The following is a 17,521-nucleotide window of genomic DNA, read 5'->3' on the forward strand; positions in this document are numbered from 1 at the left end:
GGCAGCAATCAGTCCGTAAGACAGGGAAAGTTTTGGGGAGTTTTATGAGAAAGGGATTTTTCAGGCGAAAAGCCGATGCCGTCCTGGGTATCGACATCAATGACACCGGCGTCAGGCTGGTGGAGCTGGAGGCTTCAGGCACTGGCTACAGCGTGCGTGGCTACGCCATGCAGCAGTTGCCGGCCCATGCGGTGGTCGACAGCAGCGTGGTTGATTTCGATGCCGTCGCGCAGGCACTTTCCCGGGCGCTGGTACAGGCGCATACATCACTCAGGCATGCCGCCGTGGCCGTGGCAGGGCCCTCGGTGATTACCCGCGTGCTGGAGATGGACACGGGGCTGACGGATGCTGAAATGGTGCGTCGAATCCATGGGGAAGCAGACCAGTACATTCCTTATCCGCTGGAGGATGTGGCTATCGACTTCCAGGTGCAGGGCCCGTCGGCCCATGACCCGCAAAGCGTCGATGTGCTGCTGGTTGCCTGCCTCAAGGAACAGGTGGAGGCCCGTGAGGCGGTTTTGGCCCTTGCGGGGCTGGCGACGCGGATAGTGGATGTCGAAGCATTTGCATTGGCTCGCGCGGGCAGGCAGGCTTCGGACAGCATCACGCCGGGCCGTCGTGTCGATGGCGCGCAATGGGCCGTGGATGCCCAGGGAATGGGAGTGGCCTGCGGGCTGGCCCTGAGGAGTTTCGACTGATGACACGAATCAACCTGTTGCCGTGGCGCGCAGAACGGAATGAGCGGCGGCGCAAATATTTTCTGGTGTTTTTGGCGGGGGCTGCAGCGGTGGCGCTGGCTGCGGTTTGGCTGGCAGACCAGGTGATCGACCGTGCAATCGATCGGCAGTTGGCCCGCAATAACCAGTTGAGCCAGGGTGTCACCGGGCTCGACTCGCGCATCAAGGCCATCGACGAACTGCATGAGCAGCGCCAGCAGTTGATGGAACGGATGAAAGTTGTGCAGGGTTTGCAGGACGATCGTGCGGCGGGTGCTCAGTTGCTGGACCAGTTGGCCCGTGCCGTGCCGGACGGGGTGCAGTTGCGCGAAGTGAGCGTCGACGGCGGTTCTGTTTCCATCAGCGGCACGGCCGGATCGAACCGGGACATTGCTCAGTTCATGCGTGGCCTCGAAGCTGCCGAAGACTTGGAAGCGCCCCGGCTTCAACGGGTTCGCGGCGCGCAGGAGGGCGACGACAATGGCTTCCAGTTGACGGTTCGCCATGGTCACTCGGATGAGGTGCGCCAATGAGAGGGGCGTCAGGCCTGCCAGGGCTGACGGAATCCGATATAACCCAGCTCTGCCAGAACGCCGCCAACTGGCCCTTGCCGGGCAAGGCGTTGCTGGCTGGCGCGGTGGTTTGCCTGCTGTGGGCGGTGGGCAATACCTTCTACTTGAGTGGGGCGCGGGAGCAACTGCGCCAGCTTGAGTCGCAGGAAGTGGCGCTTGAACAGCAGGTCGCGCTGAAAACCAGCCAGGCTGCCGGCCTGGAGTCCCTGGTCCGCGAACTCGAAACAATGCGAGGCCATTTCGCCAACCTGTTACGGCGGCTGCCTGCCGACACCCAGGTACCCGGCCTGCTTGAAGATATTGGCCGCCTGAGTGCCGCCAATGGCTTGGTGCTGGAGGCCATCGAACTTCGGGATGACCAGCCTCGCGCCCTGTACATCGAGTCGCCCATGCAGATTGGCGTCACCGGGACTTTTCACGACCTGGCGGCGTTCATCAACGGCATGGCCAGCTTGCGAGGAATTGTCACGGTGCATGACTTGGCATTCAGTCCTGTCGATCCCTCGGAGTTGCATCTCAGTCTGGTAGCCAGGACCTATCGTCACAACCGCCAGGCGGGCGATGACCTGGAGGTTGATTTGCACCCGCCGGCACAGGCTGTCGCCGAGCCCGGGCCGCAGCAAGTGGCGTACGATTTTGCAGCCTTGCGCGACCCTTTCCAGCCGCCCTCTCGCCAACTGGTTCGACCCGCCGGGCGACCGGCTGCCGGACCTGATCTCGCCAGGCCTCGCGGAATCCTCGAAGGCTTCGCCGTGGAGCAGTTCGAAATGGTCGGGACCCTGTCCCTGGGGGCCCAAACCTTCGCCCTGCTGCGCGGAGCGTCGTCTGTCCATCGGCTGGCAATCGGCGATTACCTGGGCCCGGACCACGGGCGCATCACGGCGATTCATGACTCCCATGTCGAACTGGCCGAGCTTTTCCCGGATGGCCAGGGCGCGTGGCTGGAACGCTCGCAAACCCTTGCCCTGAACGTGAGCTCATAACGGAAACAAACAATGAAAAGGACTTTTTCGTCCTTCGGTGTGGCGCTATGGATGGCGTTCACGGCACCGATGGTCATGGCTGTGCCCAATCGAATCGACTTGATTCACCTGCCGCCACCTGGCAATGCGCCCCTGAGTACCGGACGCGTGGCATTCACCGGGGACAAGCTGTCCCTCAACTTCCAGAACATCGAGTTGCGCGCGGTGTTGCAGCAGATTGCTGACGTTGCCGGCCTCAATCTGGTGACCAGCGACGACGTGCAGGGTTCGATCACCCTGCGCCTCAAGGACGTGCCCTGGGACCAGGCCCTGGACCTGGTGCTGCAAACCAAGGGGCTGGACAAGCGTGTGACGGCCAATGTGCTGCTGGTCGCGCCGGCCGAGGAGTTGGCCGCCCGCGAGTTGCTGGCGATGGAGTCGCGCAAGCAAATGACTGACTTGGCACCGCTGCACCGCGAGTTGCTGCAAGTCAATTACGCCAAGGCGTCGGACCTGGCCAAGCTCTTCCAGTCGGCCGTGGGCCTGGAAGGTGCCACCGATGAGCGCGGCTCGGTGGCGGTGGATGACCGCACCAACAACATCATCGCCTACCAGACCCGGGAGCGGCTGGAGGAGCTGCGCAAGATTGTGGCGCAACTGGATATTCCGGTAAGGCAGGTGATGATCGAGGCGCGGATCGTCGAGGCCAATGTGGATTACGACAAAAGCCTTGGCGTGCGCTGGGGCGGGCAACTGAATCGGGGTAACTGGAGCGCTGGCGGGATCAGGAAACCGCTGGCCGAAGGCACCGAGCCGCCTGAAATCCCGCCCAGCTCGCCGTTTGTGGACCTGGGGGCGGTCAACGGCAGCGCCGGCCTGGGTGTCGCGTTTATCACCGACAACCTGCTGCTGGACCTGGAACTGACCGCCATGGAAAAAACCGGCAATGGTGAAATCGTTTCGCAGCCCAAGGTCGTCACCTCCGACAAGGAAACCGCGCGAATCCTCAAGGGCACCGAGATTCCCTATCAGGAGTCCAGCTCCACCGGCGCGACCTCGGTGTCGTTCAAGGAGGCCTCCTTGTCATTGGAAGTGACCCCGCAAATCACCCCGGACGGCTGGGTGATCATGGAGGTCAAGGTCACCAAGGACGAGCCCGACTACCTGAACAGGCTCAACGATGTGCCGCCGATCAAGAAAAACGAGGTCAATGCCAAGGTGCTGGTCAAGGACGGGGAGACCATCGTGATCGGCGGGGTTTTCTCCAATACTCAAAGCAAAGTGGTAGATAAAGTGCCATTTTTGGGCGATGTGCCGTATCTTGGCCGCCTTTTCCGGCGGGATGTGGTTTCGGAGAAAAAATCCGAGCTGCTGGTATTCCTGACTCCGCGTATTATGAATAACCAGGCGATTGCTGTGAGTCGTTGATTCTGTGCGAAATTTGATTCTTGTAGGACCGATGGGGGCTGGAAAAAGCACCATCGGCCGTTTGCTGGCCAAAGAGCTGCGCCTGCCATTCAAAGACTCCGATAAGGAAATTGAATTGCGCACGGGCGCCAATATCCCGTGGATCTTCGATAAGGAAGGCGAACTGGGCTTTCGCGACCGCGAGCAGGCGATGATTGCCGAACTGTGCGGCTGCGATGGCGTGGTATTGGCCACCGGCGGTGGCGCAGTGATGCGCGACGAGAACCGCCGGGCGCTGCACGCCGGCGGTCGCGTGGTTTATCTGCACGCGTCTGTCGAGCAGCAGGTGGGCCGCACCGCTCGCGACCGCAATCGCCCATTGCTGCGCACCGCCGACCCGGCAAAAACCCTGCGGGACCTGCTGACGCTGCGCGACCCGCTTTATCGGGAAATCGCCGATCTGGTGGTGGAAACCGATGAGCGGCCGCCACGAATGGTGGTTCTCGACATTCTCGAGCGCCTGGCACAGTTGCCACCCCGTTAAAGCCAGGGCCGAAATGCGCTATCCTCGGCGGCGCGTCATGACCGTCCGAGTTGTGGCGTAGAGCCATCAGGCAGCGTCAGATCCCGACGTTGCCGACAACGTTAATGTAGGGCAGGACGCCTGCTTTCATCTTCAACGCGGGGACACATGCAGACACTTAAGGTCGATCTTGGCGAGCGCAGCTACCCGATCCATATTGGCGAAGGTTTGTTGGACCAGCCCGAGTTGCTCGCACCGCATATTGCCGGGCGGCAAGTGGCGATCATCTCCAATGAAACGGTCGCGCCGCTGTATCTTGAGCGTCTGAGCCGCAGCCTGGCGGCGTACTCGGTGATCTCGGTGGTGCTGCCGGACGGCGAGGCCTTCAAGACCTGGGAAACCCTGCAACTGATCTTTGATGGCCTGCTGACGGCCCGTCATGACCGGCGCACCACGGTGGTGGCTCTGGGTGGCGGTGTGATCGGCGACATGGCCGGCTTTGCAGCCGCCTGCTATCAGCGCGGCGTGGACTTTATCCAGGTACCGACCACCTTGCTGTCCCAGGTCGATTCGTCGGTGGGCGGCAAGACCGGCATCAACCACCCGCTGGGCAAGAACATGGTCGGCGCGTTCTATCAGCCGAATGTGGTGCTGATCGACACTGCCACCCTCAATACCCTGCCACCCCGCGAGCTGTCGGCGGGCCTGGCGGAAGTCATCAAGTACGGGCTGATCTGCGACGAGCCGTTCCTGACCTGGCTGGAAGAACACGTCGACGCCCTGCGCGCCCTCGACCAGGTGGCACTCACCGAAGCGATTTCCCGCTCCTGCGCCGCCAAGGCGCTGGTGGTGAATGCCGACGAACGTGAGTCCGGCGTGCGCGCCACCTTGAACCTCGGCCACACCTTCGGCCATGCGATCGAGACCCACATGGGCTATGGTGTGTGGTTGCATGGAGAGGCCGTAGCGGCTGGCACAGTGATGGCATTGGAGATGTCGCAACGCCTGGGCTGGATCAGCGCCCAGGAGCGTGATCGCGGGATCCGCCTGTTCCAGCGCGCCGGGTTGCCGGTCATTCCTCCCGAGGAGATGACCGAGGCAGATTTTCTCGAACATATGGCAATAGACAAGAAAGTGATCGACGGTCGACTGCGACTGGTGCTGTTGCGCCGAATGGGCGAAGCGGTAGTGACCGACGATTATCCGAAAGAGATTTTACAGGCCACGCTGGGAGCGGATTACCGCGCCCTGGCCCAGCTTAAAGGTTAATAAGATCCCGATGACTAGTTTGCATGCCGACGAGGCGTTCCTCGGCCATTACCAGTTAAGCCACGACCCTTTTGCTCCTCGGGTGCCTGGTTTCAAGTTTTTCCCTGCGCAACGCAAGCCGGTGCTGGGGCAACTGCACCACCTGGCGCGCTACAGCCAGTTGCTGCTGGTGGTCACCGGCCCATTGGGCAGCGGCAAGACCTTGCTGCGCCAGGCGCTGGTGGCCAGCACCAACAAGCAATCGGTACAGAGCGTGGTGGTTTCCGCCCGTGGTGCCGGTGATGCGGCAGGCGTGTTGCGTCAAGTGGCCCAGGCCCTCGACGTGTCCACTGCCGAGCCGAATGCGATCCTCAAGCAAGTGGTGCAACTGGGCCTGACCGGCCAGGAAGTCTACCTGCTGGTGGATGACGCCGAGCAGCTCGACGAATCTGCCCTGGAAGCGTTGCTGGCCCTGGCGGCCGGTACGCCTGAAGGGCGCCCGCATGTGTTCCTGTTTGGCGAGTCTTCGCTGATCGCCGAGCTTGAACAGATCAGCGGCGAGCAGGAGCTGTTCCACGTCATCGAACTGCAGCCTTACGAAGAAGAAGAAACCCGCGAATACCTGGCCCAGCGGCTGGAAGGCGCAGGGCAGGGCATCGAACTTTTCTCCGCTTCGCAGATCTCTGATATTCACGAAAGCTCCGACGGCTGGCCTGGCACCATCAACCAGGTTGCCCGGGATGCCATGATCGAAGCCATGATTGCCAGCCGCTCAGCGGTAAAGCGTCCAAAGATGGGGTTTACTATGCCGAAGAAGCACGTATTGGCAATTTCTGCCGTTGTCGTGGTTGCCGTCGCCGCCGCCTGGTTGATTCCAGGTCGCAACAAGGCACCGACCACCGCTGGCGCGCCAACCGAACAGGCGCAGTTGCCACTGGGCAAGCCAACGCCGAACGTTGAGTTTGCCAACTCCGGCCAACCCACCAACCTGCCGATGGTCGGCCAACCGGTGATGCGCGGCCCGCTCGCCGAGGAAGCTGGCGGCATTTCTGAAGGCGACGACGGCGTGCCGGTAGAGGGCTCCAGCGCCACGCCGCCGACCGTGACCACCACCGCGCCACCTGCGGGCGTGCCAGCCGGTCAGCCAGCGGCCAAGCCGACGCCAGCGCCAGCCCAGGTCGCCACCGCCAAGCCTGCGCCTGTTGCCAAGCCGGTCGCCCCGGCGCCTGCGGCCAAGCCGGCTCCAGCCGCCAAGCCTGCCGAAAAACCGGCCGTCGTGGCCAAGGCCGCGACTGGCGCTGCCGGCAGCAGCTGGTATGCCAGCCAGCCTACCGGTAACTTCGTGGTGCAGATCCTCGGCACCAGCTCCGAAGCCAACGCCCAGGCGTTCGTGAAAGAGCAGGGCGGCGAGTACCGTTATTTCAAGAAAGTGCTCAACGGCAAGCCTCTCTATGTAATCACGTACGGCAACTTCTCCAGCCGTGCAGCAGCGGAATCCGCTATCAAGGCCTTGCCAGCGAAGGTTCAGGCTGGTAAACCTTGGCCTCGCACTGTCGCCAGCGTTCAACAAGAACTGGCAACAACTCGCTGAAGATCCGGCGGCCTTACCCAGGCCGCCCTCTCGGCACCTCAAAAAAAACAACACAGCGTGCAGCCCTGAAGGCCGCGCGCTTTGTGGTGTCTGCGTCACAGTGGCTTTTGAGTCGTAGCGGTCAAAATTAAAAAAGTTTTGACTAGCACAGCATATCGCTTTAAACCTTTCATAAATGCGACATAGATTTGCGACATTTCGTCGCTAAATTTGTGAGCGTCTGTGTCGGTGTGTACAATGACCTCCCTTTTGCCCCCGCTAAGCCGGCGTACGTTCGGCGTGGAAGGTAACCGGTTGAATTGAAAAGAAATTTGCCTCGGAATAAGAGGCAGCCTGGTGAGAAAGTGTCTATGAAAGCAGGTCTGTACCAACCCGATGAATTCAAGGATAACTGCGGTTTCGGCCTGATAGCCCACATGCAGGGCGAGCCCAGTCATACCCTTTTGCAAACGGCCATCGAGGCCCTGACCTGCATGACCCACCGCGGTGGGATCAACGCCGACGGCAAGACCGGTGACGGTTGCGGCTTGCTGATTCAAAAGCCCGACCAGTTCCTGCGCGCAGTCGCCAAGGAACATTTCGGCGCCGATTTGCCCAAGCAGTACGCTGTGGGCATGGTGTTCTTCAACCAGGACCCGGTAAAAGCCGAAGCTGCTCGCGAGAACATGAACCGCGAGATCCTGGCCGCTGGCCTGCAGCTCGTCGGCTGGCGCAAAGTGCCGATCGACACCAGCGTACTGGGCCGCCTGGCCCTGGAGCGCCTGCCGCAGATCGAACAAGTGTTCATCGCAGGCGACGGCCTGAGCGACCAGGACATGGCGATCAAGCTGTTCACCTCTCGTCGTCGCTCGTCCGTGGCCAATGCCGCCGACACCGACCACTACATCTGCAGCTTTTCCCACAAGACCATCATTTATAAAGGCCTGATGATGCCGGCGGACTTGACCGCCTTCTATCCAGACCTGAGCGATGAGCGCCTGCAAACCGCAATCTGCGTGTTCCACCAGCGCTTCTCCACCAACACCCTGCCGAAATGGCCGCTGGCCCAGCCATTCCGCTTCCTCGCCCACAACGGCGAGATCAACACCATCACCGGCAACCGCAACTGGGCCGTAGCCCGTCGCACCAAGTTCGCCAACGACCTGATGGACCTGGAAGAGCTCGGCCCGCTGGTCAACCGCGTGGGTTCCGACTCCTCCAGCATGGACAACATGCTCGAACTGATGGTCACCGGCGGCATCGACCTGTTCCGTGGCGTGCGCATGATCATTCCGCCGGCGTGGCAGAACGTCGAGACCATGGACCCCGACCTGCGGGCGTTCTATGAGTACAACTCGATGCACATGGAACCGTGGGACGGCCCGGCCGGCGTGGTAATGACCGACGGTCGCTACGCCGTGTGCCTGCTCGACCGTAACGGCCTGCGCCCGGCGCGCTGGGTGACCACCACCAACGGCTTCATCACCCTGGCGTCGGAAATCGGCGTGTGGAACTACAAGCCGGAAGACGTGATCGCCAAGGGCCGTGTTGGCCCGGGCCAGATCCTCGCCGTGGACACCGAGACCGGTCAGATCCTCGACACCGATGCCATCGACAACCGCTTGAAGTCCCGTCATCCGTACAAGCAATGGCTGCGCAAGAATGCCCTGCGCATCCAGGCAACCATGGAAGACAACGACCACGGTTCTGCCTTCTACGACGTCGACCAGCTCAAGCAGTACATGAAGATGTACCAGGTCACCTTCGAAGAACGTGACCAGGTGCTGCGCCCACTGGGCGAGCAGGGCTATGAGGCCGTTGGCTCCATGGGCGATGACACGCCAATGGCCGTGCTGTCCCAGCGCGTGCGCACGCCGTACGACTATTTCCGCCAGCAGTTCGCCCAGGTGACCAACCCGCCGATCGACCCGCTGCGCGAAGCCATCGTGATGTCCCTGGAAGTGTGCCTCGGTGCCGAGCGCAACATCTTCCAGGAATCGCCTGAGCACGCTTCCCGCGTGATCCTCAGCTCGCCGGTCATTTCCCCGGCCAAGTGGCGCTCGTTGATGACCCTGGATCGCCCGGGCTTCGACCGGCAGATCATCGACCTGAACTACGACGAGAGCCTCGGCCTGGAAGCCGCTGTGCGCAACGTCGCCGATCAGGCTGAAGAAGCCGTGCGCGCCGGCCGTACCCAAATCGTGCTGACCGACCGCCATATTGCTCCGGGCAAGTTGCCGATCCACGCTTCCCTGGCCACCGGCGCGGTACACCACCGCCTGACCGAAAAGGGCCTGCGTTGCGATTCCAACATCCTGGTTGAAACCGCCACCGCCCGCGACCCGCATCACTTTGCGGTGTTGATCGGCTTCGGCGCTTCGGCGGTGTATCCGTTCCTGGCTTACGAAGTACTCGGCGACCTGATCCGTACCGGTGAAGTGCTGGGCGACCTCTACGAGGTGTTCAAGAACTACCGTAAGGGCATCACCAAGGGCCTGCTGAAGATCCTGTCGAAGATGGGCATCTCCACCGTCACGTCCTACCGCGGCGCGCAATTGTTCGAAGCCATCGGCCTGTCGGAAGAAGTTTGCGAGATGAGCTTCCGTGGCGTGCCGAGCCGCATCAAGGGTGCGCGTTTCGTCGACATCGAAGCCGAGCAGAAAGCCCTGGCCGCCGAAGCCTGGAGCGCGCGCAAGCCGATCCAGCAAGGCGGCCTGCTGAAGTTCGTGCACGGTGGCGAATACCACGCCTACAACCCGGACGTGGTCAACACCCTGCAAGCCGCCGTGCAGCAAGGCGACTACGCCAAGTTCAAGGAATACACCGCGCTGGTGGATAACCGCCCGGTGTCGATGATCCGCGACCTGTTCAAGGTGAAAACCCTGGACACGCCGCTGGCCATCAGCGAGATCGAGCCACTGGAATCGATCCTCAAGCGTTTCGACTCCGCCGGTATTTCCCTGGGCGCCTTGTCGCCTGAGGCTCACGAAGCCCTGGCCGAAGCCATGAACCGCCTGGGTGCGCGTTCCAACTCCGGCGAAGGCGGTGAAGACCCGGCGCGCTACGGCACCATCAAGAGCTCGAAAATCAAGCAGGTCGCCACTGGCCGCTTTGGTGTGACCCCGGAATACCTGGTCAACGCCGAAGTGCTGCAGATCAAGGTTGCCCAGGGCGCCAAGCCGGGCGAAGGCGGGCAACTGCCAGGCGGCAAGGTCAATGGCCTGATCGCCAAGCTGCGTTATGCAGTGCCGGGCGTGACATTGATTTCGCCGCCGCCGCACCACGACATCTACTCGATCGAGGATTTGTCGCAGCTGATTTTCGACCTGAAACAAGTCAACCCGCAGGCCCTGGTCTCGGTGAAACTGGTCGCAGAAGCCGGCGTGGGCACCATCGCCGCCGGTGTGGCCAAGGCCTATGCCGACCTGATCACCATCTCCGGCTACGACGGCGGCACCGGCGCTTCGCCGCTGACCTCCATCAAGTACGCCGGTGCGCCGTGGGAACTGGGCCTGGCCGAGACTCACCAGACCCTGCGCGGCAACGACCTGCGCGGCAAAGTCCGGGTGCAGACCGACGGTGGCCTGAAAACCGGCCTCGACGTGATCAAGGCTGCAATCCTCGGCGCCGAAAGCTTCGGCTTCGGCACCGCGCCAATGATCGCCCTGGGCTGCAAATACCTGCGCATCTGCCACCTGAACAACTGCGCCACCGGCGTGGCCACTCAGAACGAGAAGCTGCGCAAGGACCACTACATCGGTACCGTCGACATGGTGGTGAATTTCTTCACCTACGTCGCCGAGGAAACCCGTGAGTGGCTGGCCAAGCTGGGCGTGCGTTCCCTGGAAGAGCTGATCGGCCGTACCGACCTGCTGGACATCCTCGAAGGCCAGACCGCCAAGCAACAGCACCTGGACCTGACGCCGCTGTTGGGCAGCGATCACATCCCGGCCGACAAGCCACAGTTCTGCCAGGTTGACCGCAACCCGCCGTTCGACAAGGGCCTGCTGGCCGAGAAGATGGTCGAGATGGCCACTTCGTCGATCAACGACGCAAGCGGCGGCGAATTCGCCCTGGATATCTGCAACTGCGACCGTTCCATCGGCGCACGCATCTCCGGCGAAATCGCGCGCAAGCACGGCAACCAGGGCATGGCCAAGGCGCCGATCACCTTCCGCTTCAAGGGTACCGCTGGCCAGAGCTTCGGTGTGTGGAACGCCGGTGGCTTGAACATGTACCTCGAAGGCGACGCCAACGACTACGTGGGCAAGGGCATGACCGGCGGCAAGCTGGTGATCGTCCCGCCAGTGGGCAGCGTCTACAAGACTCAAGACAGTGCCATCATCGGCAACACCTGCCTGTACGGCGCAACCGGCGGCAAGCTGTTTGCCGCGGGCACGGCCGGTGAGCGTTTCGCAGTGCGTAACTCCGGTGCCCACACCGTGGTTGAAGGCACGGGCGATCACTGCTGCGAGTACATGACCGGTGGTTTTGTCGCGGTGCTGGGCAAGACCGGCTACAACTTCGGTTCGGGCATGACCGGCGGTTTCGCCTACGTGCTCGACCAGGACAACACCTTCGTCGACAAGGTGAACCACGAGTTGGTGGAGATCCAGCGGATCAGCGGCGAAGCGATGGAATCCTATCGCAACCACTTGCAGCATGTGCTGGACGAATATGTCGAGGAAACCAACAGCGAATGGGGTCGCAACCTCGCTGAAAACCTCGATGACTACCTGCGTCGTTTCTGGCTGGTCAAGCCCAAGGCTGCCAACCTGAAATCGTTGCTTTCCAGCATCCGTGCCAACCCGCAGTGATATGCGCCTGAAGAGTTTGATGAGGTTTTAACATGGCTGAACGTCTGAATAACGACTTCCAGTTCATCGATGTCGGGCGCAAAGATCCGAAGAAGAAACTGTTGCGTCAACGCAAGAAAGAGTTCGTGGAAATCTACGAGCCCTTCAAACCCCAGCACTCGGCCGACCAGGCCCACCGCTGCCTGGGTTGCGGTAACCCGTATTGCGAATGGAAGTGCCCGGTGCACAACTTCATTCCGAACTGGCTGAAGCTGGTGGCCGAGGGCAACATCCTCGCCGCCGCCGAGTTGTCGCACCAGACCAACACCCTGCCGGAAGTGTGCGGCCGGGTGTGCCCGCAGGACCGTCTGTGCGAGGGTGCGTGCACCCTCAACGACGGCTTCGGCGCGGTGACCATCGGTTCGGTGGAGAAGTACATCACCGACACCGCGTTCGCCATGGGCTGGCGCCCGGACATGTCCAAGGTCAAGCCGACCGGCAAGCGCGTCGCGATCATCGGCGCGGGCCCGGCGGGCCTGGGCTGTGCCGACGTGCTGGTGCGTGGCGGCGTGACCCCGGTGGTGTTCGACAAGAACCCGGAAATCGGTGGCCTGCTGACCTTCGGCATCCCCGAGTTCAAGCTGGAAAAAACCGTACTGAGCCATCGTCGCGAAGTCTTCACCGGCATGGGTATCGAGTTCCGCCTCAATACCGAAATCGGCAAGGACGTGACCATGGAGCAACTGCTCGAAGAATACGATGCCGTGTTCATGGGCATGGGCACCTACACCTACATGAAGGGTGGCTTCGCCGGTGAAGACCTGCCGGGCGTGTACGACGCTCTGGACTTCCTGATCGCCAACGTCAACCGCAACCTGGGCTTTGAAAAGTCGCCGGAAGATTTCGTCGACATGAAAGGCAAGAAGGTCGTGGTGCTGGGCGGTGGTGATACCGCGATGGACTGCAACCGCACTTCGATTCGCCAGGGCGCCAAGTCGGTGACCTGTGCCTACCGTCGTGACGAAGCCAACATGCCGGGTTCGCGCAAAGAGGTGAAGAACGCCAAGGAAGAAGGCGTGAAATTCCTCTACAACCGCCAGCCGATCGCTATCGTCGGTGAAGACCGTGTCGAAGGCGTGAAAGTGGTCGAGACCCGTCTCGGCGAACCGGATGCCCGTGGCCGTCGCAGCCCCGAGCCGATCCCGGGTTCCGAAGAGATCATCCCGGCAGACGCCGTGGTCATCGCCTTCGGTTTCCGCCCAAGCCCGGCGCCGTGGTTCGAGCAGTTCGAAATCCAGACCGACAGCCAGGGCCGCGTTGTAGCCCCGGAACAAGGCCAGTACAAACACCAGACCAGCAACCCGAAAATCTTCGCCGGTGGCGACATGGTGCGCGGGTCTGACCTGGTAGTGACGGCCATCTTCGAAGGCCGCAACGCCGCCGAAGGTATCCTGGATTACCTGCAGGTCTGACCCCGATCCCGGATTGAAATGGGATCAAAATGTGGGAGCGGGCTTGCTCGCGAATGCGGTATATCAGTCACCAGATGTGTTGGCTGACCCACCGCTTTCGCGAGCAAGCCCGCTCCCACATTTGTTTTGTGGCGCTTTCATATCCGCGACAAATTGACCCGATAGACAAAAGGCACGGCTCTTGCCGTGCCTTTTGCGTCGCGCTCTGAGAAAATGCCCGCACTTTTTTTGCGGATGCCGACATGACTGCCCTCAAGAACGACCGTTTCCTTCGTGCCCTGCTCAAGCAACCCGTGGACGTCACCCCTGTGTGGATGATGCGCCAGGCCGGTCGCTACCTGCCGGAATACCGCGCCAGTCGCGCCCACGCCGGCGACTTCATGAGCCTGTGCATGAACCCGGAGTTCGCCTGCGAAGTCACCATGCAACCGCTGGACCGCTATCCACAGCTGGATGCGGCCATCCTGTTCTCCGATATCCTGACCATCCCTGATGCCATGGGCCAGGGCCTGTACTTCGAAACCGGCGAAGGCCCGCGTTTCAAGAAAGTCGTCAGCACCCTGGCCGACATCGAAGCCCTGCCGATCCCCGATCCCCACAAGGACCTGGGCTACGTCATGGATGCGGTCAGCACCATCCGCCGCGAGCTGAACGGCCGCGTGCCGCTGATCGGCTTCTCCGGCAGCCCGTGGACCCTGGCCACCTACATGGTCGAAGGCGGCTCGTCGAAAGACTTCCGCAAGACCAAGGCCATGCTGTACGACAACCCGCAAGCCATGCACCTGCTGCTGGACAAGCTGGCGCAGTCGGTCACCTCCTACCTCAACGGCCAGATCATGGCCGGCGCTCAGGCGGTGCAGATCTTCGACACCTGGGGTGGCAACCTGTCGGCGGCGGCGTACCAGGAGTTCTCCCTGGCCTACATGCGCAAGATCGTCAGCGGCCTGATCCGCGAACACGAAGGCCGCAAGGTGCCGGTGATCATGTTCACCAAGGGCGGCGGCCTGTGGCTGGAAAGCATCGCCGACGCCGGCGCCGACGCGCTGGGCCTGGACTGGACCTGCGACCTCGGCGAAGCCCGTCGCCGCGTGGGCAACAAGGTTGCGCTGCAAGGCAACATGGACCCGACCGTGCTGTACGCCAAGCCGGAAGCGATCCGCGCTGAAGTGGGCCGCATCCTTGCCAGCTACGGCAAAGGCAGTGGTCACGTGTTCAACCTTGGCCACGGCATTACTCCGGAAGTTGATCCGGAGCACGCAGGCGCGTTCCTGCGGGCGGTGCACGAGTTGTCGGCGCAGTATCACGAGTGATCGCGCGGCAATGAAAAAGCCCGGCAGATGCCGGGCTTTTTTGTGAGCGGTGATTAAGCCTTGGCTTCCTGCAACGGCGGTAACTTCGCCAGCTTCAACGCCACCAGCAACGCGACGATCAACAGCGCGACGATAAACCCGCCAATCCCGTTCCACCCGGCGTAGTGCCAGAAAAACCCGCCCGCCGTCCCCGCAATACTCGACCCCACGTAGTAACTGAACAGGTACAGCGACGACGCCTGGCCCTTGGCTTTCAGCGCGCGGCGGCCGATCCAGCTGCTGGCCACTGAGTGGGCGCCGAAGAAGCCGAAGGTGAAGATCAGCATGCCGGGCACTACCAGCCACAGCGGGGTAAACAGCGTCAGGGCGATGCCGCCGAGCATCAGCACGATGGTGCCCCACAGCACTCGGCGACGGCCCAGGCGGTCGGCCAGGGAGCCGATTTTCGCCGAGCTGTAGATACCCGAGAGGTAGACCAGCGACAGCAGGCCTACCACGGCCTGGCTCAAATCGTACGGGTCCGCCAGCAAGCGGTAGCCGATGTAGTTGAACATCGTCACAAAGGCGCCCATCAGCACGAAGGCTTCGAGGAACAGCCACGGCAGGCCGGCGTCCTTGAAGTGCATGGTGAAGCCGTCCACCAGGCTGCGCGGGTGCAGGGTGCTGGCGCGGAAGTTGCGCGACTCGGGGAGGATCTTCCAGAACACCGTGGCTGCGATCAGCGCCAGGGCGCCAATGATCAGCATCGCCGTGTGCCAACTGACGAAGTCGATCAGCACACCGATGATCAAGCGGCCGCTCATGCCGCCAATGGCGTTACCACCGATGTACAAACCCATGGCCAAGCCGATGTGTTGCGGGTGGATCTCTTCACTCAGGTAGGTCATGGCCACCGCTGCCAGGCCGCTGAGGGACAGGCCCACCAGTGCGCGCATCAGCAGGATGCCTTCCCAGCTTGGCATCAGGCCGCTGGCGATGGTGCACAGTGCGGCGCAGAACAGCGCGGCAACCATCACCGGCTTGCGCCCCAGGGTGTCGGAAATCGGCCCGGTGATCAGCAGGCCAATGGCGAGCATGCCGGTGGCCACCGAGAGAATCAGGCTGCTTTGCGCGGCATTGATGGAAAATTCGTGGGACAGCGCCGGCATCATCGGCTGTACGCAGTAGAGCAGGGCGAAAGTGGCGAAACCGCCGGAGAACAGCGCCAGCACCGTGCGCATGAACATCGGGGTGCCTTTTTCGATGTACTGCTCGTTGAGCTGTGCCACCACTTCATCGAGGGCGGTGGGCGGTACTTCTTGAGCAAGCGGAGCGACAGCAGATTTCACGCGGGACCTCGGGGAGGAAAGGCTGCCAGGGCTGGCAATGCAAAAAAGAATATAGCTCCCTATTGATTCTTTCCAATATATTGTTCGACCTGTTTAAGAGCTTTTACGACCTAATGAGGTTTTCATGGAACTGCGCCACCTGCGTTACTTCATCGCCGTGGCTGAAGAGCTGCATTTTGGCCGCGCCGCGCAGGTGCTGGGGATCTCCCAGCCGCCCCTGAGCCAGCAGATCCAGGCGCTGGAGCAGGAGATAGGTGCGCGGTTGTTTGAGCGTACCAATCGTCGGGTCGAGCTGAGCGAGGCCGGCAGGTTGTTCCTGCAAGAGGCGCGGTTGGTGCTGGCGCAGGTGGATAAAGCGGCGGACGTGGCGCGTCGGGCGCAGCTGGGGGAACTGGGGGAGTTGAAGATTGGCTTCACCTCTTCTGCGCCGTTCAACTCCAGCATCCCACAGGCGATCTTCGCGTTTCGCCAGGCATTCCCGGCGGTGCATTTGAATCTGCAGGAGATGAGCAGCACGGAGGTGGCCGAGTCGCTGGTGGATGAGTCGATTCAGGTGGGGTTGATGCGACCGTTGCCGTTGCCCGATTCCTTGAGCGTCGTGGAACTGATGCGCGAGCCCTTGGTGGCCGTGCTGAACGCCGGGCATCCGTTGGTGGAGGGCAGTGAGCGGGGTTTGCACCTGGCGCAATTGGCCGAAGAACCGTTTGTGTTTTTCCCGCGGACTTACGGCAGCGGGTTGTATGCCCAATTGATGAGCCTGGCGCGTGATGCCGGCTTCAGCCCGCACTTCGCGCAGGAGGCCGGGGAGGCGATGACCATCATCGGCCTGGTGGCGGCGGGGTTGGGTGTCTCGGTGTTGCCGGCGTCGTATCAGCGGATCCGCATTGATGGCGTGGTGTATCGCACGTTGCTGGATCAGGAGGCGGTGACGGCTGTGTGGCTGGTGCAGCGCAAGGGTCAGCAGACGCCGATGGCCAAGGCGTTTGTCGAGCTGCTGACCCGCAAGGCATTGGTATGACCGACGTATAACCTGTGGCGAGGGAGCTTGCTCCCGCTGGGCAGCAGCCCCGAAACCCGACGACTGAGTTTTACCAGGCAACCCTCAATCGCAGGTTTCAGGGGCGCTTCGCGCCCCAACGGGAGCAAGCTCCCTCGCCACAGGGAAGCGGGTGTTTCAGTTCTGCTTCGACGTCCCGGTCTGCTGGAGCAACTGCGCCGTGTCGCTCACACCATTGGTGCGCAACGCCGCCAGGATGTCACGGTCCAGCATGCTCACCCAGCGGTTGTAGTTGCGGTGAATCTTGCCGTCCTTGTAGCCCAGGTCGCGGCTGTCGCGGTAGGTGATGGCGTAGCTGGTGGCGGTGTAGCGGATGTCGATTTCAGCGTGGAACTGGTTGCGCACGTTGATCTCGGCCTGCACCAGTTGCGGGCTCAGGCGCTGCACCACCCATTGGCGTTTGTTCAAGGCCGCGATAATGGTCTGCTTCATTTTTTCTTCGTTGACCTGCGGGTTCGCCGGCAAGTCGTGCTGGGTGTTGAGCACCGGTTTGTTGGTGCAGCCAGCGGTGGTGAGCAGGGCCAAAGCGACCAGTGTTGCGCGTAGCAGGGAAGACATTC

Annotated in this window: 13 protein-coding genes; 11 read left to right on the top strand and 2 right to left on the bottom strand. The window is 61.9% G+C overall.

Annotation, left to right across the window (positions count from 1 at the left end; translation table 11 throughout):
- Nucleotides 1-44: 44 nt before the first annotated feature.
- The 10 genes from pilM to hemE all read left to right on the top strand — a co-directional run bounded on the left by pilM (nt 45) and on the right by hemE (nt 14,576).
- Entirely contained in the window at nt 45-698 is a 654-nt protein-coding gene (gene pilM, locus HYE77_RS18440) for a type IV pilus biogenesis protein PilM (RefSeq protein WP_023659347.1), read from the top strand.
- Entirely contained in the window at nt 698-1,249 is a 552-nt protein-coding gene (locus HYE77_RS18445) for a PilN domain-containing protein (protein WP_087692529.1), read from the top strand. Before pilM ends, HYE77_RS18445 begins: the two co-directional genes overlap by 1 nt.
- Complete coding sequence (locus HYE77_RS18450) at nt 1,246-2,271, top strand: pilus assembly protein PilP (protein ID WP_177069100.1); 1,026 nt, start codon at nt 1,246-1,248, stop codon at nt 2,269-2,271. Before HYE77_RS18445 ends, HYE77_RS18450 begins: the two co-directional genes overlap by 4 nt.
- 69 nt (nt 2,272-2,340) lie before the next feature.
- Nucleotides 2,341-3,678, top strand: a complete 1,338-nt coding sequence (locus tag HYE77_RS18455) for a type IV pilus secretin PilQ (RefSeq protein ID WP_177069160.1) — start codon at nt 2,341-2,343, stop codon at nt 3,676-3,678.
- 4 nt (nt 3,679-3,682) lie between these two features.
- Nucleotides 3,683-4,201, top strand: coding sequence for a shikimate kinase AroK (aroK, locus tag HYE77_RS18460; protein WP_003209345.1), 519 nt, complete (start codon nt 3,683-3,685; stop codon nt 4,199-4,201).
- Between the two features lie 147 nt (nt 4,202-4,348).
- Nucleotides 4,349-5,449, top strand: a complete 1,101-nt coding sequence (gene aroB / locus HYE77_RS18465) for a 3-dehydroquinate synthase (RefSeq protein ID WP_003209346.1) — start codon at nt 4,349-4,351, stop codon at nt 5,447-5,449.
- A 10-nt stretch (nt 5,450-5,459) separates the two neighbouring features.
- Nucleotides 5,460-7,019, top strand: a complete 1,560-nt coding sequence (locus HYE77_RS18470) for an SPOR domain-containing protein (RefSeq protein WP_177054811.1) — start codon at nt 5,460-5,462, stop codon at nt 7,017-7,019.
- A 350-nt stretch (nt 7,020-7,369) separates the two neighbouring features.
- A complete protein-coding gene (gene gltB / locus HYE77_RS18475; RefSeq protein ID WP_003209351.1) occupies nt 7,370-11,815 on the top strand; it encodes a glutamate synthase large subunit in 4,446 nt (1,481 codons plus the stop codon).
- A gap of 32 nt (nt 11,816-11,847) precedes the next feature.
- Nucleotides 11,848-13,266: an FAD-dependent oxidoreductase gene (locus tag HYE77_RS18480; RefSeq protein WP_003209353.1), complete on the top strand. Its 1,419-nt coding sequence runs from the start codon at nt 11,848-11,850 to the stop codon at nt 13,264-13,266.
- A 242-nt stretch (nt 13,267-13,508) separates the two neighbouring features.
- Entirely contained in the window at nt 13,509-14,576 is a 1,068-nt protein-coding gene (gene hemE / locus HYE77_RS18485; RefSeq protein WP_003209355.1) for a uroporphyrinogen decarboxylase, read from the top strand.
- Nucleotides 14,577-14,629: 53 nt separating this feature from the next.
- Here hemE and HYE77_RS18490 read toward each other — a convergent pair whose 3' ends face one another.
- The gene (locus tag HYE77_RS18490; protein WP_371132458.1) at nt 14,630-15,847 is read right to left on the bottom strand and encodes an MFS transporter; all 1,218 of its coding nucleotides are present in this window, start codon (nt 15,845-15,847) and stop codon (nt 14,630-14,632) included.
- Between the two features lie 181 nt (nt 15,848-16,028).
- Between HYE77_RS18490 and HYE77_RS18495 the strand changes: the two genes are divergently transcribed.
- A complete protein-coding gene (locus tag HYE77_RS18495) occupies nt 16,029-16,922 on the top strand; it encodes a LysR family transcriptional regulator (RefSeq protein ID WP_003209358.1) in 894 nt (297 codons plus the stop codon).
- A 156-nt stretch (nt 16,923-17,078) separates the two neighbouring features.
- Here the strand turns inward: HYE77_RS18495 and HYE77_RS18500 are convergent, their stop codons facing one another.
- Nucleotides 17,079-17,519, bottom strand: coding sequence for a hypothetical protein (locus tag HYE77_RS18500; protein WP_003209360.1), 441 nt, complete (start codon nt 17,517-17,519; stop codon nt 17,079-17,081).
- Nucleotides 17,520-17,521 lie beyond the last annotated feature (2 nt).

The organism is Pseudomonas sp. IPO3774 (genome assembly GCF_013386835.1).
Lineage (GTDB): Bacteria > Pseudomonadota > Gammaproteobacteria > Pseudomonadales > Pseudomonadaceae > Aquipseudomonas.

Excerpts from the sequence above, each read along its gene's own strand:
- pilM (WP_023659347.1), top strand. The coding sequence starts at position 45 with ATGAGAAAGGGATTTTTCAGGCGAAAAGCCGATGCCGTCCTGGGTATC.
- HYE77_RS18445 (WP_087692529.1), top strand. The coding sequence starts at position 698 with ATGACACGAATCAACCTGTTGCCGTGGCGCGCAGAACGGAATGAGCGG.
- HYE77_RS18450 (WP_177069100.1), top strand. The coding sequence starts at position 1,246 with ATGAGAGGGGCGTCAGGCCTGCCAGGGCTGACGGAATCCGATATAACC.
- HYE77_RS18455 (WP_177069160.1), top strand. The coding sequence starts at position 2,341 with ATGGTCATGGCTGTGCCCAATCGAATCGACTTGATTCACCTGCCGCCA.
- aroB (WP_003209346.1), top strand. The coding sequence starts at position 4,349 with ATGCAGACACTTAAGGTCGATCTTGGCGAGCGCAGCTACCCGATCCAT.
- HYE77_RS18470 (WP_177054811.1), top strand. The coding sequence starts at position 5,460 with ATGACTAGTTTGCATGCCGACGAGGCGTTCCTCGGCCATTACCAGTTA.
- gltB (WP_003209351.1), top strand. The coding sequence starts at position 7,370 with ATGAAAGCAGGTCTGTACCAACCCGATGAATTCAAGGATAACTGCGGT.
- HYE77_RS18480 (WP_003209353.1), top strand. The coding sequence starts at position 11,848 with ATGGCTGAACGTCTGAATAACGACTTCCAGTTCATCGATGTCGGGCGC.
- hemE (WP_003209355.1), top strand. The coding sequence starts at position 13,509 with ATGACTGCCCTCAAGAACGACCGTTTCCTTCGTGCCCTGCTCAAGCAA.
- HYE77_RS18495 (WP_003209358.1), top strand. The coding sequence starts at position 16,029 with ATGGAACTGCGCCACCTGCGTTACTTCATCGCCGTGGCTGAAGAGCTG.
- HYE77_RS18500 (WP_003209360.1), bottom strand. The coding sequence starts at position 17,519 with ATGTCTTCCCTGCTACGCGCAACACTGGTCGCTTTGGCCCTGCTCACC.